We start from the raw sequence: 22,502 nt of genomic DNA, 5'->3' as shown, positions 1-22,502 counted from the left end.
CCGGTCGTGTCGGGTGTGCCTGACCGGCTCCCGTCCTCCGCCGGAACAGCCGAACCAGACCCGCCCCCGCCCCCCGCCGCGACGGGCGAGCCGGAGCGAACCGGTGCCCCGGTCGTGTCGGGTGTGCCTGACCGGCTCCCGTCCTCCGCCGGAACAGCCGAACCGGGCCGGACCTCTCCCCCGGCCGGGACAACCGGACCGGGCCGGCTCCCGTCCCCCGCGCGGCCGGCCGGACCGGACCGGCCCCCACCCCCCGCCTGGGCGGGCAGGCCCGGACCAGCCGACGCCGCCGCCCCCCGACCCCTCATCGGCCGCGGCCGGGTCGGGGGGCGGGTGGCCGCGAGGAGGGCGTAGTTCTCCGCCACGAACACGCGGCCCGGGCCGCCCGTCGGCGCCGGGACCCGTTGCCCCGTCAGGTCCAGGTACATGGCCCGGACCACGTCCAGCCCGCCGTCGTCGGTGAACAGCCGGAACTGCGCCCCGGGCCGCGGGTTGAAGTCCACCAGCCGGAACGTGCCCCGCTCGTCGCGGCGGAAGTCGAGGTCCAGGATCCCCTGGTAGCCCAGCCGCGCCGCGAGCCGCAGCCCCGCCTCCTCCACCGCCGCGTCCGGCACCCACCGCCCCACCGCCGTCAGCCCCGTCCGCACCGGCCAGGACAGCTCCTTGCGGCCCGACCCGGCGAGCAGCGGACGGCCGCCCGGCCCGAACGCCCCGTGGAAGAACCAGTCGGTGTCCGGCCCGGCGGGCAGGAACCGCTGGAGCAGCAGCCGGCTCCCCGCCTCGGCGGAGCGTTCGTACAGCCGCCGCGCCTCGGCGGCGGTGTGTACGAGCGTGGTGCTGCGCAGCCCCGCGCCGGCCGGCAGCAGCCACGGCCGGCTCCACTTCGCCACCACCGGCAGGCCCAGCCGGCGGGCCGCCTGCGCCGCCTCGGCGCCGCCCGCCGGGATCGCGGTCTCCGGGTGCGGGATGTCCCAGCGCGCGCACAGCCGCGACAGTTCCGCCTTGTCGGCCACCCGCGCGGGCAGGTCGTCCGGCTGATGGGGAATCCGGAAACGGTCCGTCAGCAGCGGGGCCGCGCGCGACACCGCGATGGCGCTGAGGTCGTCCATGGCGATGAGCACGGCCGGCCGCCCGATCCGCTCGGACACCCGGGCCAGGCACGTCCCCAGCACCTCGGGCGCCTCGGGGTCGAGCCCTCCCGCCGGCCCGGGGTGCACGGCCCGCAGGTACCGCGAACGCCGCACGGGACCCCCGCCCGCCTCGACGACGGCATGGACCTCCACGCCGCCCCGCCCAAGGGATCTGACGGCGCCGAGGGTTCCGTGGTGGAACGGATTGCGGTCGAGTCTCAGCAGGACGGCGGGCACATGGCTGGCGAACGCGTGCATCGAAACGGTGTCTTTCACCTAGTCGGACCAAGCGGGGATGATGCGCAGCTGCGAATGGCCTACGCAAAGGCCATCGGGCAGGCCATTAGTCAGATGTGATGTCTAACGTCGTTGGCAAGCACACCGGTTCAGGAAAGCTCGGGAGACGCCATGCCCAGACCAAGCCGCCGACTGGCGAGCACCTGCATCGGTACGGTCACGGCCGGGCTGCTCGCCTCCGGCGCCGCCCTCGCGGCACCGCAGGAGGAACCCAAGGGCTCCGACATCGCCATGGGTGCCTATCTCGACTACGGGCCTTCCGGGGTCGCCCGGATCTCTTCCCTGTCGCGCTGGCTGGGCGGCAGGGAGATCCGGGTCGGGCACACGTATCTGCCCGGTGACCAGTGGGCCGGCATCGAGGGGAACGTGTCGTTCCTCAGGGACTGGGCGCGGTGGCGCCAGGAGCGGCCGGACCGGATGTTCGTCCTCAACGTGCCCATGCAGGCCCGTAACGAGGACCGGCTGCCGGACCGTGAGGTGGCCCGGCTGATCAGGGCGGGCGCGCGCGGCGAGTACGACGAGCACTTCACGCGGCTGGCCGAGCGGCTGGTGTCGCTGGGCGTGCCGGACACGGTGGTCGTACTGGGCTGGGAGATGAACGGCACCACGTACACGCACCGCTGCGGGCCCGACCCGGCGAACTGGAAGGCGTACTGGAAGCGCGCCGTCGCGGCGATGCGGTCGGTGCCCGGGCAGCGGTTCAGCTTCGACTTCGCCCCGAACCGGGGGACCGACGCGATCGGCTGGACCGAGTGCTACCCGGGTGACGACGTCGTCGACGTCATCGGCATGGACTCGTACGACCAGGGCCCGGGCCGGACCTTCGATGACCAGGTCACCCAGCCGTACGGGCTCCGGCAGCATGTCGACTTCGCGAAGGCACACGGCAAGCGGGTCTCGTACCCGGAGTGGGGGCTGTTCCGCAACGGGGACAACCCGGAGTACGTGCGGCGCATGCTGGCGTGGATCGAGCAGCACAGGCCGCTCTACCACACCATCACCGACTACTGTCCGCACGGCGTCTGGCAGTGCAAGCAGAACCCGCGGTCCTCGAAGGTCTTCCGCGACGCGCTGACCCCGCCGCGGGTGCCGGTCGAGCCGACTCCCCCCGTGGCCCCTACCCCGGTGATCCCGACGCCGGTCGTGCCGACCCCGGTGATCCCCACGCCGGTCGTACCCACCCCGGTCGCCCCCACCCCCCAGGTCACGCCCACCCCGCAGGTCACGCCGAGCCCCGAGGCGCCGAGCCCCGAGGCCCCGGCGCCCAGCCCCACCCCCACGCCGACGCCCGAGGTCTCCGAGCCCCCGGTCACACCGACGCCGAAGCCCACCCCCACGCCCGTGCCCACGCCGACCCCCTCCCCCGTCCCCGGCATCACCATCCCGCCGGTGTTCCCGCCGGCCCCGTCCCCCGAGGTCACGGTCCCCGCGCCGGCCAGCCCCGTCGCCCCCACGCCGCTGCCCTCGCCCGTGCCGACGCCCGTGCCGACGCCCCCCGCGCCCCGGCCGCCGAACAACATCAAGCAGTGGTGCGTACCGCTCACCTTCGGCGAGTGGCTCTCCAAGCTCGTCGGCAACCAGGCGGTCTGCATCACGCTCGACTGGGGCAAGAACGGTTTCTGGCCCTTCTAGCTCCGGACGGGTCATCGCACCCGCAGCTCGTTGAGCCGCGCCCGCCAGTCCCGGGCGGCCGGCAGCGCCTCGCGCAGCGCGTCCACCGCCCGCTCGCGCCCCGTGACCTGCGACTCGTACAGCCGCAGCAGGGGCGCGAGCGCGCTGGTGGCCAGCAGGAAACGCTGGTTGACGACCGTCTCGGGCCGCCAGTGGTTCTTGTACGGTTCGCTGCCGCGCAGGAAGCTCACCACCGGCCGGCCCTCGGCGAGCGCCCGCCGGGCCTCGTGGCGCAGCAGCAGCGTCGCCACGTCCACCTTGCGCTCGCGCAGTTCGGGATCGGCGCCGTACAGGTAGCCGCCACTCAGCCCGGCGCAGAGCAGGGTGACGTTGGCGGCGACCACCTTCCCCTCCAGCCGGAACTCCGTCAGCCGGCCCTCCCCCGCGCGCACCATGCGCCGGGTGGCCCGGGTCAGGTGCTCGGCGAAGCGCGGCCGCAGGTGTTCGGGGGTGACCCCGCGGCCGCGCCACTGCTTCTCGTGCAGCCGCAGCAGGGTGCGCACGGCCTGCGGCACCTCGTCCTCGGTGACGTCGTGCTCCTCGATCCCGGCGGCGTCGGTCTTGCGCAGCTTGGCCCGTACCCGCTGGGCGCCGGAGGCGGGCATCCGTTTCACGAGCTCGTCGAAGGGCAGCGCGGGCAGCTCCATGCAGGTGGAGTCCGTCAGCCTGCTGGACACGCCCGGCCAGGCCTCGTACAGGGCCTCGGCGGCCGCGCCCGGCCGGACCTCGCGCAGGTCGACGACGGCGCCGCGGGCGGCCCGGTGCAGTCCGCGGGCCAGGGCGGGCACGACCTCGTCGGCGTGTCCGTCGGCGACGAGCACGTCGAAGTAGTCGGTGATCGGCCCGCCGAGCGGTACCAGCCGCGGCAGCGGCCGGTGTACGAGCATCAGCGCGGCGGCGCCGACCAGTTCCCCGGCGCGCCGCACCAGCAGGAGGCGCAGCCGGCGGTCCTTCCCGTACGACAGCCACCACGAGTGCAGCCAGGCGTGGCTCTGGAAGGGAGTGGCGGTGGGGCAGGCGCGGACGAGCCGGTTCCAGGGCTCCTCCAGCGCGGCGAACTGCCGGGGGTCGCGGCACATCGTCACCGTCAGGGCCCCGGTGGAGCCCTGTGTCATCGCACGGACTCCTTCTCCTTGGTCTCGGTCCCGGCGGCCTCGCCCTGGGCGGGCAGCGACGGGTACTCCTCGACGGCCGGCCGGGACCCGGCCTCCGGCTCGCCCGGCTCGCCCTGCTCCTGGGGGCGGCGCCGGCCGGGCCGGGCCAGCAGCCACAGCCCGCCGAGCAGACCGCCCGCGCACAGTCCGACGGCGCCGCTGACGGGGGCCGAGGGGGAGGCCGGTTCGGTGGGCGCGACGGCCTGGTTGAACAGGAGCAGCTGGACGCCGGTGTTCTTGGCGGCGTGGTTGCTGCTGAGGGAGAGCGCGTCGGCGACGGCGTTGGCGATGTCGGCGGCCTCGGTGGGGCTCTTGGACGTCCCGGTGATGGCGATCATCGGGGAATCGGGGGAGGTCTCGGTACGGACCTGGGTGCGCAGCCGGCCGGCGTCGACGCCGGCCCGGGGCTGGGCGTAGGCGAGGGTGGAGCTGCTGGTGGCGATCCGGCCGTAGGCCTGGGCGAAGCCGAGGGCGGTGGCGGGCTCGGTGGATTCGTTGGGGACGGCGACGACGTAGCTGGTGGCGGCGTACTCGGGGGCCTTGAGGACCCCGTACGCCGTGCCCGCGGCGAGCCCGAGGAGCGCGCAGGCGGGCAGCGGCCACCACGCGGGGGGCGGCAGCAGGCGGCGCCTGCGGCCCGAGCGGTGGGCGGACTTCTTCTGGTCGGCGGTGTCGGCCATGTGCGGTGCTCACTTCCTGGGTGGGGGGGGTCGTCCACCCCCGGCCGTTCCCCGGGCCGGGGGTGCGGGTGCGTAGCGGTGTGGGTGCTCAGCCGTCGGCCGGGGCCGGGGCAGCGACCGGGGCCAGGCCCGGACCGAGGTCGGCGGCCAGGCCTTGGCCCGGGCCGGCGGCCGGGTCGAGGCTCGGGCCGGTTTCGGCTGCCAGGCCGGGGCCCGGCTCCGGGTCGGCGGCCGGCTCCGGGGCCGGGACGGGGGCGGCGGCCCTCTCCGGGCCGACGGCCAGGCCCGAGGCCGGGTCGGCGGGCAGGTCGAGGCCCGGGCTCGGACTCGGACTCGGACTCGGGCCTGGGCCGGCGGCCGCATCCGGGCCCGGGTCGCCGACCGGATCCGGGACCGGGCCGGCGGCCGGGAGTCGCATGCCCGTCGCCCCCGCCGCGGGCAGCGCGAGGGCGTAGACGTCGAGGAGTTGGCGGGCCGTGCGGGTGATGTCGTAGCGGCGTACCACCGGTGGCGGCGGCAGGCGGCGCGCGCCCGCCTCCATCTGCCCGCGCAGGGCGGCGACCAGTTCCTCCGTGCCGGGCCCGATCCGCCGCGCCCCCGGCGCCTGCGCGGCGGGGAGGTCGTCGATGGCGGGGCAGGTCACGTGCAGGACGGGCAGTCCGGCGGCCAGCGCCTCGACGACGGCGAGCCCGAACGCCTCCTCCGTCGAGGGGGACACGAAGACGTCCATGGCGGCCAGCAGGGCGGGGATCCCGGGGGTGCGCCCGTCGGCGCTGTCGCCCAGCGGGTCGCGCTCCCCCAGCAGGTGGATCCGGCCCTGCGCGCCCAGTTCGGCGCCGAGCGCCCGCAGCGCGGCCCGCTCGGGGCCGTCGCCGGCCAGCAGCAGGTGGGCGCCGGGCAGCGCCGCGACGGCCCGCAGGAGTACGTCGAACCGCTTGCCCGGGACCAGGCGCCCGACCCCGCCCACCACGAAGGCCCGTTCGGGCACCCCGGTCCGGGCCCGGGCCGCGCGGCGTACGCCTTCCTCGAAGCGGAACCGGGCGGCCTCGATCCCGTTCGGCACCACGTGCACCCGGGCGGCGGGCACGCCCCAGCCCTCCAGGCGGGCGGCCACGGTGTCGGACACGGCGACGGTGGCCGCGCCGAGCCGTTCGCCGGCCAGGTAGAGGGCCCGCACCCCGCCGGTCAGCGGCCGGCCCTCGATCTCGGCGGCGCCGAGGGAGTGCTCGGTGGCGACGACGGCCCGCACGCCCGCGATCCGGGCCGCGAGGCGCCCGTAGAGGCAGGCCCGGTAGAGGTGGGTGTGGACCAGGTCGTAGCGGCCGCCGCGGATGAACCGCACCAGCTTCGGCAGCGTCCCGAGGTCGCGGTTGCCCCGCATGCCCAGGTGCACGACGCGGACCCCGTCGGCCCGCAGCCCCTCGGCGACCGGCCCGGGGTTGGTCAGGGTCAGCACGTCGCAGGACATCGGCAGGTGCCGCAGCAGCAGCCGCAGTTGCTGCTCGGCGCCGCCGACGCCGAGCCCGGTGATGATGTGCAGGGCCTTCACGGCAGGATCACCCGCCGCAGCTCGCGCAGCCGGTGGCGGAGCCGCTTGATCCGCAGCCGGGCGCCGCCGTCGGCCTGGCTGACGTGCGTGCGCGGCAGGGCGTGCGGGCCGGTGAGCCGGCCGGGGGCGATGGCGCAGGCGTACGCGTAGCCGGCGGCCCGGGTGGCGTCGACGACCCGGGCGTCGAGGTGCCCGTACGGGTAGCAGAAGCCCCGGGGCGGGGTGCCGGTGAGTTCGCGCAGCAGGTCGCGGCTGCCGCGCAGCTCTTGCGCCAGGACGTCGTCGGGGGCGGCGGTGAGGTCCTGGTGCAGCAGTCCGTGCGAGCCGATCTCCTGTCCGGCGGCGGCGGCTTCGCGGATGCCTTCGGCGCTCAGGAGGGGTTTGCGCGGCCCGAGCGGGTCCCACCCGTTGTCGGCGCCGAGCCGGCCGGGCAGCACGAACAGGGTGGCCGTGCAGTCGTGGCGGCGCAGCAGCGGCAGGGCGCGGGTCAGGAAGTCGGTGTAGCCGTCGTCGAAGGTGAGTCCGACGAGTCCGCGGCCGCGCCCGGCGGCGCGCTCCCGCAGCAGTTCGCCGACGGACACCCCGCGCAGCCCGCGGGCGTGCAGCCACAGCAGCTGGGCTTCCAGGGCGGCGGGGGTGACGGTGATCCCGTACGGGTCCTCGGCGGGGTCGGTGAACTCGGCGACCGAGTGGTACATCAGCACCCACGGTGATGCGGACCGGCGGGCGGGGCCCTCCACGGCGGCGGACGCCGTGTCGGTGTCAGCGGACATTGCGGAACCTCTGGGTGAGCCGGGTCAGCCGGTTGGTGAGCTGAGCGGTGAGCTGGGCGGTGAGCTGGGCGGTCTGGGCGGGCAGCGCGGTGACTTCGATGGCCCGCATGGCCATGCCGGTGGCGCCGAACATGGCGGGGACGAGCAGGCAGCCGAGGGCGGCGCTGAGCGTCGGGTCGGGGATCATCGGCCCGGCGAGCCAGCCGGTGGCGCAGGCGGCGACGGCGGCGACGGCGAGCCGGCCGATGCTGACGGCGACCCGGCGGACCTGGATGGCGATGATGCGGGAGCCGAGTCCGGTGAGCAGGAGCACGGCGGTGGTGGTGATGGCGGCGGCGTTGGCGGCGGCGATGCCGTAGATGCCCCACCAGCCGACGGCGAGGGCTCCGGCCACGATGTTGACGAGCAGCCCGGCGCCCATCGCGAGCGCCGGGAACCAGGTGGGCCGGGCGGTCGAGAAGAAGGGCCGGGAGAGCGCCCCGACGAGGCAGTGGCCGAGGAGTCCGAGTCCGTACACGCGCATGACGTCGGCGGTGGCGAGGGTGTCGCGGTGGGTGAAGGCGCCGCGTTCGAAGAGGACCTCGATGATCTGGGGCGCGTAGCCGATGACGAGGGCGCTGCCCAGCAGCACGGCGAGCGAGGCGAGCGCCAGGTCCTGTTCCACGCGCCGGCGGGCCTTCTCGCGTTCTCCGCCGGCCATGGCCTGGGCGACGACGGGGAAGGTGACGGTGCAGATCATCAGGGACAGCACCATCGGCATCTGCGCGACCTTCTGCGCGTAGTTGAGGTGCGAGATGGCGCCGGGGGGCAGGGAGGCGGCGAGGAAGCGTTCGACGAGGACCTGTGACTGGCGGAAGACGGCGAAGAAGACGACGGGGGCGATCAGCCCGAAGGCGATGAGCGTGGGCCGGTCGCGGTCGCGCTGGCTGCGGGGGGCGCCCTTGGCGCGGGCGGGTCCGAAGCCGACGTTGCGGACGAAGGCGGGGAGCTGGACGAGCACCATCAGCAGTCCGCCGGCGGCGACTCCGGCGGCGGCGGCACGTACGCCCCACAGGCCGTGGAGGGCGACCATCACCGTGATGATCCCGACGTTGTACGAGACGTAGATCGCGGCGGGCGGCAGGAAGGAGCGGTGGGCGCGCAGGGCGGCGCTGAAGTATCCGGCGACGCCGAAGGTGAGCACGGTGAGGGCGGTCAGCCGGGTGCACTGAACGGCCAGTTCGGGGTCGGGCAGGCCGGGTGCGAGGACGCCGACGACGAGCGGGGCGGCGACGATCAGTACGGAGGCGACGGCGGCGAGGAGCACGGCGAGGCGCGGCAGGGTCGCCGCCACGAGCAGGCGTACGGGATCGGCGGCGCGGGCCTCCTTGCGGGTGAGCCCGGCCCGGCTGGCGGCCCGGCGGGCGAGGGCCTGGCTGAAGGCGGGCACCATCAGCAGGGCCATGGCGTCCTCGATGAGCAGCGTCGAGGCCATTTCGGGGACGGTCCAGGCGATGAGGAAGGCGTCGCTGTCGTGGCCGGCGCCGAAGAGGTGCGCGATGGTCTGGTCCCGGACGAGGCCGAAGACGGCTCCGGCGGCGGTGAGTCCGGCGGTGACGGCGGCGGCCTTGGCGAGGAACCGCCCGAGCGGCGCCGGCGCCCCACCCCCACCACCCCGAGCCCTCCCCCGCACCCCACCGACACGGGGCCGCCCCACCCGGGCCCCGTCCCCACCCGACGCGGAACCCCGCCCCCCGACCGCAACCCCACCGGCACCCACCCCACCCGAGGCGGAAGCCCGCACACCGGCCGGAACCCCACCGGCACCAACCCCACCCGACGCGGAGGCCCGCCCCCCGGCCGGAACCCCACCGGCGCCGGTCCCACCCGACGCGGAGCCCCGCACACCAGCCGGAACCCCACCGGCGCCGACCCCACCCGAGGCGGAGCCCCGCACACCGGCCCGGGCCCCACCCTCGACGGCCCCGCCGTCTCGGGCCCCACCCACGGCGGCCCCGTCAACTCGGGCCCCACCAACTCCGGCTCCGCCCACGGCGGCCCCACCCACGCCGGACCCGTCCGACCCGGAACCCCGCGCCCCCGCACGAACCCCGCCAACACCGTTACCGCCCACGCCAGTCCCCCCTGATCCCGCCATTCCGGACCCCCGCACCCCCGCCCGGGCCCCGCCGGTGCGTGGTCCGGCGACACCAGCCCCGCCGACACCGGCCCTGCCAACACCGGCCCCACCGGCTACGGACCCACCGGCACCGGCACCACCGACCCCAGACCCCCCGGACCCCGCCTCGGGGCCCCGCCCCGCCGGAACCGGGCGTGCGCCCCGGGCTGCCGGTCCGCCGGAGCCGCCGGAATCCGCCCCGTCGGGGACCCGCCCGCCCGCCCGCGTACCCGGCGTCTCGCCGTGCTCGGGCCCCGACGCCCCGGCGCCGGCACCGGCGGCCGGCTCCGGCTCCGACTCCGGGTGCGGCGGACGGCCCGCGGGCGCGGCGACCTCGGTCGCCGCGGCCGCGGGCCGTCGCCAGGGACTCGTATCGGTCACCGCGCGGCCGGCCCGTCGAGGGCCCGGCGCCCCGGCGCCGCGCCCTCGGGCGAGGGCGAGGGCGAGGGCAGCGCCCACCAGGCGGCCAGTCCGATGATCACCCCGGTGAGCACGGTGGACGGCCCGCCGATGTCCGCGTAAAGGAAGTCGGTCAGCTGCCACACGAACAGCCCGATCCCGATCAGCCCGCAGTCCCGGATCCCCCGCGCGGAGCGGTCGGCGGCGTACCGGCGCAGGCCCGCGACGAGCAGCACCGCCCATCCTCCGGCCAGCGCGAGCAGCCCGACGAGCCCCTGCTCGCCGAGGATGAGGAGGTACATGTTGTGCGGGGACAGCAGGGGCTGCTTGATGAACGCCTGGCCCGCCCCGGCGGTGTCGCTGCCGGAGGACAGCCCCAGCGAGGAGTGCCCGTCCCGGTGCGCCGGGAAGCCCTTGAGCCCCACCCCCACCGCGGGCCGCTCCCGCCACATCGACTCGGCGGCGGCCCACATCGTGTACCGGTCGGTCACGGACTGGTCGGGGGCGCTGGAGACCTGGGTGATCGAGGTCAGCCGCTCGGCGACCATCTCGGAGCCGACGCCGAACCCGCCCACCAGCACCACACCGCCCGCGACCAGCGCCACCAGCACCGTGAGGGCCCGCCGGATCCCGGCCATCCCCATCACCAGCAGCGCGGCGCCGACGGTGGCGATCCAGGCGCCCCGGCTGAAGGACAGCACCAGCGGCACCACCAGCGCCAGCGCGCAGCCCCCGGCGATCCGCCGGACCCGGGCCGGCAGACCGGGCGCGAGCGCGGCGGCGGTCGCGACGATCAGTCCGTACGCGACGACGGTGGCCATGCCCATCACGTCACCGGGCCCGAAGGTGCCCACGGCGCGGATGTCGGCGCCCTGGTACGAGGCCCCCGTATGGGTAACGAACTGCCCGACCCCCACCGCGCCCTGCACCAGCGCCAGTACCACGAAGCACCCGCCGGCCAGCCGGAACTCGCGGGCGTCGCGCACCAGCAGCACCACGGCCGCCGGGACGAGCACGAAGACCTGGAGGTAGCGCACGAAGCCGGGAAGCGCCGCGTACGGGTCCCCGGCGGTCACGGTGGCGACGGCCAGCCCGGCGGCGGGCGCCCCGAGGACGCACACGCCGAGCGGGGTCAGCGCCCGCACCCGCCCCCGCAGCGCCTGGACCGCGCAGACGAGGGCGAGCAGCAGCGACGCCGCGTCGGCGGGCCCGACCTTCCCGGAGGCGGCCGCGTCGCCGGCCGGAAGGGGGGCGAGGAGGAACAGGACGGTCGCGGCGAGCGGCAGCAGCGGCCAGTGGCGGCGCAGCGCGCCGGTCAGGTCGGGGAAGCGGGCGGCGGGCCCGGCGGCGGCGAGGCTGGTCATGGGTCAGCTGCCTCCCAGCCGGAAGCGGAAGAAGGAGGCCGCGGTCCGCGCCAGGATCCACAGGTCCTGCCACAGCGACCAGGTGTCGATGTAGTGGTTGTCGAAGCGGGCCCGGTCCTCGATGGAGGTGTCCCCGCGCAGCCCGTTGATCTGGGCGAGGCCGGTGATCCCGACGGGCATCCGGTGGCGGGCCTCGTAGCCGGGGTGGACGCTGCTGAACTTGGCGACGAAGAAGGGCCGTTCCGGCCGGGGTCCGACCAGGCTCATGTCACCCCGTACGACGTTCCACAGCTGGGGCAGCTCGTCCAGCGAGGACTTGCGCAGGAAGGAGCCGACCGGGCTCATCCTGCGGTCGCCGGCCACCGTCCAGCGGGTGGCGGACTCGTGCGCGTCGGCGCGCAGGGTGCGGAACTTCAGCAGGGTGAAGGGGCGCCCGTACAGGCCGACCCGTTCCTGACGGAAGATCACTCCGGGTCCGTCGGAGAGCCGTACGGCGAGTGCGCAGGCGCCCATGACGGGCGCGGCGGCGAGCAGTGCGAGGGCGGCGAGCAGCCCGTCGAGGGCCCGCTTCGCGCCCCGTTCCACCGGCCGGGCGGGCCGTGGCAGCAGCGGCTGTACGGCGTACCCCCACAGCTGGTCGGCGGGGTGCGCCATCCGCATGCCGGTGACCTTGGCCGTCCCGGCGGGGTCGGCGAGCCAGAGCCGGCAGCCGTGGTCGTGGAAGAGCCGCACCAGGGAGGCGGTGCGCTCGTCGGCCTCGGGGGGCCGGGTGAAGACGGCGTGCCGGACGGAGTTCTGGATGACGGCGCGCCGGATGTCCTCGTGGGTGGCCAGTACGGGGAGCTGCCCGCGTTCCGCGTCGGCGGGGGCGGCGGTGTCGGCGATGCCGACGGGCCGCAGCCCGTACTCGGGGCGCCCGTGGAGCGCGGCGGCGACCGCGCTCGCGCCGCCGCCGGGGCCGACGACGAGTGCGGAGACGGGCCGGCGGACGGCGTGGCGGCGGCGCAGCCGGTGGACGGCTCCGCGTCCGGCGCAGACCAGGGCGCTCTGCAGGCAGACGGCGCCGAGGAGGCTGCTCCAGCCGAGGGCGTGCTCGGGCCGGGCGGCGCCGAGCACGGCGGCGGCCCCGCACCACAGCACGGCGGAGCGCCCGGCGAGCGCGGGCAGTTCGTACAGGGCGGAGGGGCTGAGCCGGGGCCGGTAGAGGCCGCCCTGTGCGTGCAGGGCGACGAGCAGCAGGAGCAGCAGGACGACGCAGGGACCGGCGGCCTGCGGCGGCAGGACGGCCGCGGGCAGGGTGGCCGCGGTGACGACGGCGGCCAGCGCGTCGGCGGCGAGCAGCGGGCCGACGCCGTCGCGGCGGCGGACCCGCTGCGGCCGGACGGCGGTCCTGGCGCGCTCGGCGCGCGGCCCGCGCGGGGGGTGGATCGCGGTGACGGCCCGGCGGGGTTCCCCGGGGGCCGCGGGTGCGAAGGCGCTGCCGCCGGCGGGCCCGGTGCCGCCCTGCCCGGTGTGCCGGGCGGGTGCGCTGTCCATCGTCATCGGCTGATGCGCTCCTGGTTCAAGGGCCGGGGCCTGCCCAGCAGTTCGTGGTACAGGCCGGTGACCGCGTCCGTGGTCCGCCGCACGTCGAACTCGGTCCGGGCGTGCTGCCGGGCCTGCTCCCCCAGTTCGGCGAGCAGCCGCGGTTCGGCGAGCAGCCGGGCCAGGGCCTTGGCCAGGGCCGTCGGATCCTCCGGCGGCACCAGGCACAGCCGTCCCTGGCCGGGGGGCAGGCTCTCCCGGGCCCCGCTGACGTCGCAGACCAGGACCGGGCGGCCGCAGGCCATGGCTTCGAGCGGGGCGAGCGCCATGCCTTCCCACCGCGACGGCAGTACAACGAGATCGGCGGCTCGAAGCCACGGTCGGATGTCGTCGGCGGCGCCCGCGAAGAGCACTCCGGGCGGTGCGGCGCGGCGCAGCCGTTCGGTGTCGGGGCCGTCGCCGACGAGGGCGAGGCGGGCGCCGGGGACGGCGGCCAGCAGTTCCGGCCAGGCGCGCAGCAGGATGTCCTGGCCCTTCTGGGGGCAGAGCCGGCCGACGCAGACGGCGAGCGGTCCGGCCGGTGTGTCTTGGAAGCCGGCGGGCAGCGGGAGCGTGGCCCGGGCCTCGGCGCGGTCGCGGCCGGGGTCGGGGTGGCCGGGGTGGAAGCGGGTGAGGTCGACGCCGTTGCGGATGACGGACCAGCGGGCGGTGATGCCCTCGGCCTGTCCGGCGCGGCGTTCGGATTCGCTGACGCAGAGCACCCGGTCGGCCCAGCGGGCTCCGGCCCGCTCCCAGCGCAGCGCGAGGGCGGCCGTGGCCCCGCCGACGGCGTCGAAGGACCAGGCGTGGGGCTGGAACACGGTCGGTACGGAGCCCCGTACGGCGATCCGCCCGGCCAGCCCGGCCTTGGCGCTGTGCAGGTGGAGGAGGTCGGGGCGGGCGTGGCGGATCAGCCGGGCGGCGCCGAGGAGCTCGGCGGGCAGGGCGGGTCCCGGGGAGCGCCCGGCCCGCCAGGGGAGCACCTCGGCTCCGGCGGCGCGGACGTCGTCGGCGAGGCGTCCGCCGCGCGGGCAGCCGACGAGGACGCGCAGTCCGGCGGCGGCCTGCGCGCGGACGAGGTCGGTGACGACCCGGGCGACGCCGCCGTCGACGGGCTGCACGAGGTGCAGCACGGTGAAGCCGGCGGGGGGGTTTCCGGAAGGGGTGGCTGGGTGGGGCGCCGGATGGGGATCCGGCGGGGATTGTTTCCGCACGTGGAGTGGTCTCCTGCGTTCAGCGGCGCGCGTCTGTACGAACGAAGAACACGCCGAGGAATTGACCCTGGCTTTCACCCGTTCCGAGATTAGTCATATGTTCGTGCTGTCGCACGGGCGAGCGAGCGACGTCTGAATTATGCACGGCATGACCCTGTCTCCATTTTCGACCAGGGGGACAAAACAGGAGTGCACTTTGTCAGAAATCAGGCCGGGAATCACGCCGGACTCGCCCTTACGGCCTTTTGGGCGATGCGACGCACCCTCGAAGCGGGCGGGTCGTTATGGGGTGCGCCGCGCTTCACGCCGAATGGAAAAGAGCGGCGGCTCCATGTGCCCGATCGCCCAGCTCAGCCCCCGTCCGGCGCCCCCCGCGTGAACGCCTGAGCGTCAACCCCGCCACCCGAAACGTCGGCATACGGGTGAAGCCACGCAACCCGGGACCGGCCCACGCCGTTGATCCGGGTGCTCCAGTACCGGGCAATCCTGCAAAAAAGGGACGATAATGATCAAGAAGTTTGTGGCCGGCGCAGCGGTTGCCGCCTCTGTCGTGGGTCTCGGTGCGGCCATGGCCCCCCAGGCGATGGCCATCGGGAACGACAACGGGATCAACACCGTCAACGGCAACAACTCCGCGCAGATCTACGGCAACCAGGCCACCTACGGCAACATGAGCCCGCAGATGGCACTGATCCAGGGCTCCTTCAACAAGCCCTGCATCGCCCTGCCCGCCAAGGCCAACGTGCAGTCGGTGCTGGCCCTGGTCAACGTCGGCGTCCAGGACATCCCGGTCCTGTCCAGCCCGCAGAACCAGCAGTGCACCGAGAACTCCACCCAGGCCAAGGGCGACGAGGCCCTCTCGCACATCCTGGACAACATCCCGATCCTCTCGGGCAACGCCTCGGCCGGCAGCTGACCGCACCCGGCGCCCCGGGCCGGCGAGGCCGTCGCACCTTCGGGTCGCGGCGGCCTCGCCGCATGTGGAAACCGTGAAATTCCACCCCGATAAACCGTGCCCCTAATGAATGCACGAGCGCCCGTCCGGACCATCGGGGTGAATGTCACAGCACCTCCGAAAAACCCGGAAAACCCGGTTTCCTTTCCCGTGGCCGCTCGTTGATGTGAGTGCAGCGGATAGACCTCTGCGGGAAGGATTGAAATCAAATGACGTACAAGAAGGCAGTCGTGCTGGCCGCCGGCATCCTGATGGCCGCCGGTGCCGCCGCCCCCGCCATGGCCGACTCCGCGGCCGAGGGCGTCGCCGCGGGTTCCCCCGGCGTCCTGTCCGGCAACCTCGTCCAGGTTCCGGTGCACATCCCGGTCAACGTCTGCGGCAACACCGTCAACGTGATCGCGCTGCTGAACCCGGCGTTCGGCAACACCTGCGTCAACGGCTGACGAAGCGCCTGCGCCCGCAAGGGCAGACCTCCTCGGGGTGGCCTCGGAGTGCACGGCGGTGCACTCCGAGGCCACCTTCGATTCAGCACCGGCCCGTGCGCCGGTAGACAGGGAAGGACCCATGCGACAGGTACTGAGCCGACAGGTACTCGGCAAGGGGGTGCTCACGGCGGCGGCCGCCTCCAGCCTGCTGTCGATCGCGGCCGGCGCGGCGTACGCGCATCCGGGGGCGATGGCCGAGGCCTCGCATTCGCCGGGTGTGCTCTCCGGCAACAGCGTCTCGGTACCGATCACCTTCGCGCCGAACGTGTGCGGCAACAGCGTGGACGGGGGCGGCGCGCTCAACCCCGCGATGGGAAACACCTGCGTCACCACGACCGGCTCGGACGCCCTCCGCGACCACGACTACGCGCGCTACATGAGCCCCGAACACGCCGAGGCCTTCGAGCGCTACCTCGACGAGCGCGAGGAAGGCGGCGGCCGCGGCCGGCACGCCCTGCCCCCGCAGCGCCAGGAGCAGGCGCGGACGCAGCAACAACAGGAACGACGTTACGAGGAGCCGCGCGGGCACGCTCCCAAGCACGCGGCGCCCCGCCCGGAGCGGAGGCTCCACCAGGACAGCGGCGGCCACGGACGCGACGAGGAGGACGAGCGCGGCCCGCGGGACGAGAAGTGCGACGACCACCCCCCGCACCCGGCGCCCCACGCGGCACACCCGGCCCCGCACTCCGCACCACCGGCCCCCACCCCGCGCCACGCGAAGCCCCACCCGGCGCCCCACCCCGCCCCGCACCCGGCGCCCCACCCGACCCCGGCGGCCCACCACCCGGCTCCCGCCCCGGCTCCGGCCCCCGCACCGCTGCCGCGGCCCGCGCCGGCTCCCCGGCCCCCGGCTCCCGAGCCGCCGGCGGCGCAGACCCCGGCCCCGCCGCCGCACACGCTTCCGGCGCCCGTCCCGGCCCCGGCCCAGGAGGTCCCCCAGCCGCCGCGGCACCCCGCCGAGCAGCCGGTGGACCAGCCGGAGGAGCAGCCCCACACGCTCCCCGCGCCCGTCCCGGCGCCCCCGGCCGAGGAGGCCCCCGCCCCGCGGCCGCCGCACGGCAGCCAGCCGGTGGAGCACCCGGCGCCCGTCCCCGTACCGGCGGCCGCCCACCCGGCCGACCAGCCTCCCGCCGCCCCCGCCGGTGACCTCCCGGTGCACCTGCCCCCGGCGTCGGCTCCCCCGGTGACCACCCTCCCGGCGCCTGCCCCCGCGCCGGTCCCGGCCCCCGCCGTCGTGACGGCGCCGGAGCTGGCCGCGACCGGCGCGGGGCCGGCCGGCGCCGCGGCGGCCCTCGCCACGGCCCTGGTCCTCGGCGGCGCGATCCTCTACCGGCGGTCCCGGGCCGCCTGACCGGCAATACCGCTAATCGGAAGAAATATCGGCCGGAGAATCCCTCGTCGGATTCTCCGGCCGTTGCCGTGTCCGCGTCCGATCGCGTTTCCGCAGCGGCCGGCGATCGTTACCCAGGGCGAAAGCGGCGCGACGGTCGCCGCTGGCACCTCCGCCCTCGAAAAGAATGAGGATTTCGATAATGAAGCTCTCCAAGGTCGCCGCTGTCGTCGTCGGCTCCGTCGCCGCCCTCGGCGCCACGGCCCCCGCCTTCGCCGCCGACGCCCCCGCGGCGATGCCCCCCATGAGCGCGACGGGCGGAGTGACCGAGGTGCTGAACGCGGCCGGTCCCGTCACCGAGTCGCTTCCCCAGACGGTGGGCAACGGGCTGGCCGAGCAGGGCCAGACGGTCGACAAGGCCCTCGGCGCCGTCCAGAAGGTCAACCAGGTCCGCAACAACGCCCCGGGCGAGGTGCTGGGCCTGGCGAACGGCGCCACCCAGGCGTCCCCGCTGCTCGGCGGGGTGAAGCTCAACGGCGGTCAGTGAACCGGGTCCGGACATGACTGTGGGCGCCACCGGCGAGGCCGGGGCGCCCACAGACACGTTGTGCCGACTGCGGCGTACGTCAGTCGTTGACGCAGATGTTGCCGAACGCGGGGTTCAGCAGACCGATGACGTTGATCGAGTTACCGCAGACGTTGACCGGGATGTGGACCGGGACCTGGGCCAGGTTGCCCGAGAGAACACCGGGGGAACCCACGGCCGCGCCCTCGGCCGCGGCGTCGGCGGAGGCCGCGCCCGCGGCACCGGCCACAGCGAGACCAGCGGAGGCGAGGGCCACGGCGGCCTTCTTGGCAGCAGAGTTCATGGGAAGTGCACCTTCTCTTCGATGTCCTGCCCCGATCTCGGGGCTCACACCGAGCGAAACGGTCCATCGTCCCCCGACGACACGGTCCGGCGCCAGATGAGACCTGTTCGGCCCAATAGTCGTAACCATCCGGCGCGTTTCGCGTCCCTTCCCGTCTCCGAGGTGACGGACGGGACTAGCCGGCCGACGGCGCCGCGGGAACGGCCGGAACCGCCGGAACCGCCGGAACCAGGCTGTCCCCCGACGGCACGGCCGGGGTGGTGACGGGCAGCTTGGGCATCTCGACCGCCGGCAGCGTCAGGTCCGGCAGGCCGGGGATCGCCGGCAGGTCGGGCAGCTTCGGCAGCTGGATGGGCGGCAGCGTCACCCCGGCGGGCAGCAGGCCCGAGATGGTCTTGAGGAGGTCTTCGAGGGTCTTGTTGAGCGTGGCGAGGAGGTCGTCGATCGGACCGGCCGCGGCGCGCGCCTCGATGCGCTTCACCTGCTGTTCCACGGCCGCCGCCTTTTCCGTGACCGCCGCACGGGCACCGGCGGCGTCCACGGCGGCCGCGGGTGCGGCCGCGCCGGACAGTATGACGACCGCGAGGGCCGACGGGACGAGGACGCGGAGACGGGACGGCTTGGTGCGGTGCATGGGACTTCCTTCTGTGGTCGCACGAAAGCGGACCCGAGCGATCCGCTTCCTTACCCACCGTGCGAACACCTTCCACGGAGCGCAACAGGAGCGGGAACGGGGGCGCGCGCCCCTGGGGGCTGCGTACGGGCTTCGCGCAGGCGTCCGGGCCGCTCTCACCCGCTCCGGGGAAAAACGCCCCGTCGAAGGGCCGTTTGAGTGAAGCGGCGGAACCAACCCCCCGGAGAACCGGTTGATCAGGGCGCTCCGCTAGCGGGCACTCGTGCGAAAAAAGGATCAATGATGCTGAAGAAGTTCATGACCGCCGCCGCGGTCTCCGCCATTGCCGTCGGTGCGGGCGCGGCGATCGCCACCCCGGCCATGGCCATCGGGAACGACAACGGGGTCAACACCGTCAACGGCAACGGTGCCCAGCAGATCTACGGCAACCAGAAGACCGCCGGTGACCTCAGCCCGCAGCTCAGCCTGGTCCAGGGCAGCCTGAACAAGCCCTGCATCGGCCTGCCGGCCAAGGTCAACGCCCAGTCGCTGGTGGCCCTGGTCAACGTCGGCGTCCAGGACATCAACGTCCTGTCCAACCCGCAGAACCAGCAGTGCACCGAGAACTCCACCCAGGCCAAGGGCGACGAGCCGCTCTCCCACATCCTGGACAACATCCCGGTCCTCTCCGGCAACCTCTCGGCCGGCAGCTGACCTTCCGCTCCTCCCTCCCGGCCGGGGCTTCCGGCGCCCGTGGAGGAAGTGACGCGTGAGGTGTGACGCGGGCCCCGGCAGCCACTGGCCGCCGGGGCCCCCGCATGTCCGCGGGCGGTCGGCTCAGCTCGTCCAGAAGTCCCACCACCGGGTCAGGACCAGCATGCCGATCACGCCCGCGTGCAGGGCGGGCGGAGCCCAGCCGAAGTCGGTGAAGAAGGACCGCAGCGGGGCGGGTGCGGGCAGGGTTCCGGTGCGGACGTTGTGCGCGGTGACGGCCCAGAACATCACCAGCGTCGCCAGCCAGGCCAGGCAGCACCACAGGCACAGGGCGTTGATCTCGTAGAGCGACTGGACCATCAGCCAGGCGCAGAAGCCGGTGCCGAAGAGCGTCCCGGCGTTCAGACCCAGCCAGAACCAACCCCGGTGGCGGGCGCCGGCCAGCAGGCCCGCGCCCACGCACAGCACGACGGCGTAGGCCGCCAGCCCGAGCATGGGGTTGGGGAAGCCGAAGACGGCGGCCTGATCGCTCTTCATGACGCTGCCGCAGGAGACCACGGGGTTCAGGCTGCAGGCGGGCTTGAAGTCCGGATCCTCCAGCAGGAGGAACTTGTCGAGGGTGATCACCCAGGAGGCCAGCAGTCCGGCGGCCCCGGTGACCAGCAGCAGCCACGCCAACCCCCGGGGTGCGGCGGCCGGTTCGTCCCCGGTGGGGGTGCGGGGGCCGCCCTGCTGCCGGGGAAGGCCCACTGTATTCGTTGCCATGCGGCCCATATTCCCCCGCACCGGCACAGACCGGGGTCAATCATGCCCGGAGCGCCCCAGGTTGACCTGAAGGGGTGGCGGGAACCCCGGATACTTCCCGGACGTTTTACCGAACCCCGGACGTGATGTCAGCGCCAGGGGCTACGTTGAGCGTCCGCGAAGTGACTAGCTGCGACGGCCTGGAGACCCACCTTGAGCGATCCGTACGAGACAACCGAGGCGCACCTCGAACGACTCCTGGGCCGCGCCCTCAACTCCTTCGACCTCTCCGACCAGTTGGTGGAGCGCCTCGGTACGGCGCTGGCCCACAGCTCCGCGCTGTACACCACGCACCACAGCCCGTCGGCGGGTCTGTGGCGGGAGACGCACCGGCACACCTACCTGCTGTCCGACGGCTCTTCGGCCTCCCTGTGGGAGCTGGCCTACCGGCTCAGGGGCGACCGGAGCACCCGCAGCGAGGTCTACGCGGGCAAGGCCGAGCTGCGTCTGGCGGTGGCGCGGATCTTCGGTGAGGTGTCGGCGGACGCCGCGCTGGATCCGCTGGACCCCTGGTCGCCGCTGTCGGACGCCGACGGCGGGGGCGGGGTCGAGGAGGAACTGGCGGTGCTCGGGGCCCTGTACAGCGTCCCGGAGCCGGGGCGGCGCCACCGCGAGTACACGGCGGAGCAGTCCGCCGACCACGCCCGGCGGGTGCTGCGCCGCGCGGAGAACGCCGACCGGCCCGGGGAGACGGTGGCGACGCTGCTGCGCTCGGCGCGGGCGCACCAGATCACCCAGGCGTTCGGCGGCCGGCAGTGCCTGGCCGACGGCCGGGACGCCGGTTTCAGCCTGTACGAGCACGCGTTCGTGCTGCTCGACGGGAGCGAGCTCAGCCTGTGGGAGGTCGAGCACACGGCGACGCCGGACGGGCGCCACATGTGCGAGGTCTACGAGAGCGAGGCCGCCGCGCGCGGGGCGGTCGAGCTGCGCACGCGGGTCCGCTGACGCGGATCCGAGAGCGGTTACGGGGACCCGTACGCGTACCGGCGCCGGCGGGCGGGGCGGGTCAGGCCGTGGTCAGGGGTCGGTCCAGCGGCGGGGTGGCGGTGACCCGGACCTCGGCCGGGCGCAGGTCGGCCGGGGTCGGCATGAGGCTGCCGGGCAGCTGGGCGGCGGCCGCGCCGTGGGCCAGGGCGCAGGCGAGGGCGGCGGGGCCGGTGCCGCCCGCGATCAGGAAGCCGGCCAGGGAGGCGTCGCCGGCGCCCACGTCGCTGCGGAGCGCGGTGACGGGGGCGGTGCCGTGGAAGGTGCCCTCGGGGGAGACCAGCAGCTGGCCGTCCGGGCCGAGGGAGGCGAGGACCGCGCCCGCGCCCAGGCCGACCAGTTCCTCGGCGGCCTTGACGGCGTCCCCGAGGGTGGCCAGGGGGCGGCCCACCGCCTGGGCGAGCTCCGCCGCGTTCGGCTTGACGACGTCGGGGCGGGCGGGCAGAGCGGCCAGCAGCGCCGGGCCGGAGGTGTCCAGCGCGATGCGGGCGCCGCCCTGGTGGGCCCGGGTGACGATCTCCGCGTACCACTCGGGCTCCAGGCCGCGCGGGAGGCTGCCGCAGCAGGCGATCCAGGCGGCGGCGCCCGAGCTGGTGCGGACGGTGTCGAGGAGGAGGGCCGACTCGGCGGCGGAGAGTTCCGGCCCGGCGGTGTTGATCTTCGTGAGGGTGCCGCCGGGTTCGGCGACGGAGATGTTGGAGCGGGTCGGCCCGGCGATCGAGACGGCGGTGACGTCGACGCCCTGGGCGACCAGGAGTTCGGCGAGGAGCGTGCCGGCGGGGCCGCCGAGCGGGAGGACGGCGGTGGTGCGCACGCCGGCCGCGGCGACGGCCCGTGAGACGTTGACCCCCTTGCCGCCGGGGTCGACCCGGTCCCCGGTGGCGCGGAGCACCTCGCCGCGGTCCAGCGAGGGGACCTCGTACGTCCGGTCGAGGGAGGGGTTGGGGGTGACGGTCAGGATCATACGAGCACAACTTCCGTACCGGCGGCCTCGATCGCCGCTCTGTGGGCCGGGTCGAGCCCGGTGTCGGTGAGGAGGAGGTCGACGTCCGCGAAGGAGCCGAAGCGGGCGAAGCGTTCCTGGCCGGCCTTGGCCGAGTCGGCGAGCAGCACCACGCGGCGGGCCGCGGCGATCGCGGCGCGTTTGACGGCGGCCTCGGCCAGGTCGGGGGTGGTGAGGCCGGTGTCGGCGGTGAAGCCGTTGGTGGCGAGGAAGAGGACGTCGGCGCGGATCTCGGCGTAGGCGCGCAGGGCCCAGGCGTCGACGGCGGCCCGGGTGCGGTGGCGGACGCGGCCGCCGACGAGGTGGAGGTCGAGGCCGGGGTGGCCGGCGAGTCCGGCGGCGACCGGCAGGGCGTGGGTGACCACGGTGAGGCCGAGGTGTTCCAGGCGGGACATGGCGGCGGCGAGGCGGGCGACGGTGCTGCCCGCGTCGAGGATGACGCTGCCCGAGGCGGGGAGGTGGGCGAGGGCGGCGGCCGCGATGCGGTCCTTCTCGGTGGCGGCGGTGGTCTCGCGGGCGGTGAGGTCGGGCTCGAAGCCGGTCCGGCCGACCGGGATGGCTCCGCCGTGCACCCGGCGCAGCAGCCCGGCGCGGTCGAGGGCGGTCAGGTCGCGGCGTACGGTCTCGGCGGTGACCTGGAAGCGCTCGGCGAGGGAGAGCACGTCGACCCGGCCGGCCTCGCGGGCCAGGCGCAGGATGTCCTGCTGGCGTTCGGGTGCGTACATGTGGTTTTACGTCCGTTCGGTGCCCGGGTCTGTGGACTCCTCCTCACCATAGCCCCACATGCGGGAGA

General features: G+C 75.0%; 21 protein-coding genes. 7 read left to right on the top strand and 14 right to left on the bottom strand.

All coding sequences use genetic code 11. From position 1 onward, the window contains the following. Window positions 1-1,388: carboxylate--amine ligase (locus ACZ6ZT_RS17315; protein WP_469720007.1), on the bottom strand; the 1,388-nt coding region annotated here is incomplete at its 3' end. A 150-nt stretch (window positions 1,389-1,538) separates the two neighbouring features. Here ACZ6ZT_RS17315 and ACZ6ZT_RS17310 point away from each other — a divergent pair. After that, complete coding sequence (locus ACZ6ZT_RS17310) at window positions 1,539-3,059, top strand: glycoside hydrolase family 26 protein (protein WP_469720006.1); 1,521 nt, start codon at window positions 1,539-1,541, stop codon at window positions 3,057-3,059. A gap of 11 nt (window positions 3,060-3,070) precedes the next feature. On the opposite strand, the gene ACZ6ZT_RS17305 is transcribed toward ACZ6ZT_RS17310, so the two are convergent. The 8 genes from ACZ6ZT_RS17305 to ACZ6ZT_RS17270 form a co-directional block, all read right to left on the bottom strand. Next, window positions 3,071-4,213, bottom strand: a complete 1,143-nt coding sequence (locus ACZ6ZT_RS17305; RefSeq protein WP_469720005.1) for a GNAT family N-acetyltransferase — start codon at window positions 4,211-4,213, stop codon at window positions 3,071-3,073. Continuing rightward, entirely contained in the window at window positions 4,210-4,932 is a 723-nt protein-coding gene (locus ACZ6ZT_RS17300; RefSeq protein ID WP_469720004.1) for a YveK family protein, read from the bottom strand. Before ACZ6ZT_RS17300 ends, ACZ6ZT_RS17305 begins: the two co-directional genes overlap by 4 nt. Window positions 4,933-5,020: 88 nt before the next feature. After that, complete coding sequence (locus tag ACZ6ZT_RS17295) at window positions 5,021-6,481, bottom strand: glycosyltransferase (RefSeq protein ID WP_469720003.1); 1,461 nt, start codon at window positions 6,479-6,481, stop codon at window positions 5,021-5,023. After that, window positions 6,478-7,254 carry a polysaccharide deacetylase family protein gene (locus ACZ6ZT_RS17290; protein ID WP_469720002.1) on the bottom strand — a complete coding sequence of 259 codons (777 nt, stop codon included), beginning with the start codon at window positions 7,252-7,254 and terminating at the stop codon, window positions 6,478-6,480. Before ACZ6ZT_RS17290 ends, ACZ6ZT_RS17295 begins: the two co-directional genes overlap by 4 nt. Further along, complete coding sequence (gene murJ, locus ACZ6ZT_RS17285) at window positions 7,244-8,926, bottom strand: murein biosynthesis integral membrane protein MurJ (RefSeq protein ID WP_469720001.1); 1,683 nt, start codon at window positions 8,924-8,926, stop codon at window positions 7,244-7,246. Before murJ ends, ACZ6ZT_RS17290 begins: the two co-directional genes overlap by 11 nt. A gap of 863 nt (window positions 8,927-9,789) precedes the next feature. Next, complete coding sequence (locus tag ACZ6ZT_RS17280; RefSeq protein ID WP_469720000.1) at window positions 9,790-11,175, bottom strand: O-antigen ligase family protein; 1,386 nt, start codon at window positions 11,173-11,175, stop codon at window positions 9,790-9,792. Between the two features lie 3 nt (window positions 11,176-11,178). Further along, window positions 11,179-12,717 (bottom strand): exopolysaccharide biosynthesis polyprenyl glycosylphosphotransferase, encoded by a 1,539-nt coding sequence (locus ACZ6ZT_RS17275; RefSeq protein WP_469719999.1) that lies wholly within the window; start codon window positions 12,715-12,717, stop codon window positions 11,179-11,181. After that, complete coding sequence (locus ACZ6ZT_RS17270) at window positions 12,714-13,871, bottom strand: glycosyltransferase (protein ID WP_469719998.1); 1,158 nt, start codon at window positions 13,869-13,871, stop codon at window positions 12,714-12,716. The genes ACZ6ZT_RS17275 and ACZ6ZT_RS17270 overlap by 4 nt, the downstream gene beginning before the upstream one ends. Window positions 13,872-14,457: 586 nt before the next feature. Between ACZ6ZT_RS17270 and ACZ6ZT_RS17265 the strand changes: the two genes are divergently transcribed. The 4 genes from ACZ6ZT_RS17265 to ACZ6ZT_RS17250 all read left to right on the top strand — a co-directional run bounded on the left by ACZ6ZT_RS17265 (window position 14,458) and on the right by ACZ6ZT_RS17250 (window position 17,269). Beyond that, window positions 14,458-14,868 carry a rodlin gene (locus tag ACZ6ZT_RS17265; RefSeq protein WP_356213712.1) on the top strand — a complete coding sequence of 137 codons (411 nt, stop codon included), beginning with the start codon at window positions 14,458-14,460 and terminating at the stop codon, window positions 14,866-14,868. Between the two features lie 248 nt (window positions 14,869-15,116). Next, on the top strand, window positions 15,117-15,350 hold the full coding sequence (locus ACZ6ZT_RS17260; protein ID WP_469719997.1) for a chaplin: 234 nt from the start codon (window positions 15,117-15,119) through the stop codon (window positions 15,348-15,350). 121 nt (window positions 15,351-15,471) lie between these two features. Continuing rightward, entirely contained in the window at window positions 15,472-16,743 is a 1,272-nt protein-coding gene (locus ACZ6ZT_RS17255; RefSeq protein ID WP_469719996.1) for a chaplin, read from the top strand. A gap of 181 nt (window positions 16,744-16,924) precedes the next feature. Further along, window positions 16,925-17,269 carry a hypothetical protein gene (locus tag ACZ6ZT_RS17250; protein ID WP_469719995.1) on the top strand — a complete coding sequence of 115 codons (345 nt, stop codon included), beginning with the start codon at window positions 16,925-16,927 and terminating at the stop codon, window positions 17,267-17,269. Between the two features lie 79 nt (window positions 17,270-17,348). On the opposite strand, the gene ACZ6ZT_RS17245 is transcribed toward ACZ6ZT_RS17250, so the two are convergent. Beyond that, entirely contained in the window at window positions 17,349-17,591 is a 243-nt protein-coding gene (locus ACZ6ZT_RS17245) for a chaplin (RefSeq protein WP_469719994.1), read from the bottom strand. A gap of 175 nt (window positions 17,592-17,766) precedes the next feature. Then, window positions 17,767-18,225 (bottom strand): hypothetical protein, encoded by a 459-nt coding sequence (locus ACZ6ZT_RS17240; RefSeq protein ID WP_469719993.1) that lies wholly within the window; start codon window positions 18,223-18,225, stop codon window positions 17,767-17,769. Between the two features lie 282 nt (window positions 18,226-18,507). On the opposite strand from ACZ6ZT_RS17240, the gene ACZ6ZT_RS17235 reads away from it, so the two are divergent. Next, entirely contained in the window at window positions 18,508-18,918 is a 411-nt protein-coding gene (locus ACZ6ZT_RS17235; RefSeq protein ID WP_469719992.1) for a rodlin, read from the top strand. 123 nt (window positions 18,919-19,041) lie between these two features. Here ACZ6ZT_RS17235 and ACZ6ZT_RS17230 read toward each other — a convergent pair whose 3' ends face one another. Then, on the bottom strand, window positions 19,042-19,683 hold the full coding sequence (locus ACZ6ZT_RS17230; RefSeq protein ID WP_469719991.1) for a vitamin K epoxide reductase family protein: 642 nt from the start codon (window positions 19,681-19,683) through the stop codon (window positions 19,042-19,044). A 192-nt stretch (window positions 19,684-19,875) separates the two neighbouring features. Here ACZ6ZT_RS17230 and ACZ6ZT_RS17225 point away from each other — a divergent pair, with 192 nt between their 5' ends. Further along, complete coding sequence (locus ACZ6ZT_RS17225) at window positions 19,876-20,667, top strand: DUF6227 family protein (RefSeq protein ID WP_469719990.1); 792 nt, start codon at window positions 19,876-19,878, stop codon at window positions 20,665-20,667. A 61-nt stretch (window positions 20,668-20,728) separates the two neighbouring features. Here the strand turns inward: ACZ6ZT_RS17225 and pfkB are convergent, their stop codons facing one another. Both pfkB and ACZ6ZT_RS17215 read right to left on the bottom strand, forming a co-directional pair. Further along, window positions 20,729-21,670, bottom strand: coding sequence for a 1-phosphofructokinase (gene pfkB, locus ACZ6ZT_RS17220; protein ID WP_469719989.1), 942 nt, complete (start codon window positions 21,668-21,670; stop codon window positions 20,729-20,731). Then, window positions 21,667-22,434, bottom strand: coding sequence for a DeoR/GlpR family DNA-binding transcription regulator (locus ACZ6ZT_RS17215; RefSeq protein WP_469719988.1), 768 nt, complete (start codon window positions 22,432-22,434; stop codon window positions 21,667-21,669). Before ACZ6ZT_RS17215 ends, pfkB begins: the two co-directional genes overlap by 4 nt. Between the last annotated feature and the right edge of the window lie 68 nt (window positions 22,435-22,502).

The sequence above is a fragment of the Streptomyces sp. NPDC102258 genome (assembly GCF_055584685.1).
This window is presented reverse-complemented; position numbering and strand designations above follow the sequence as displayed.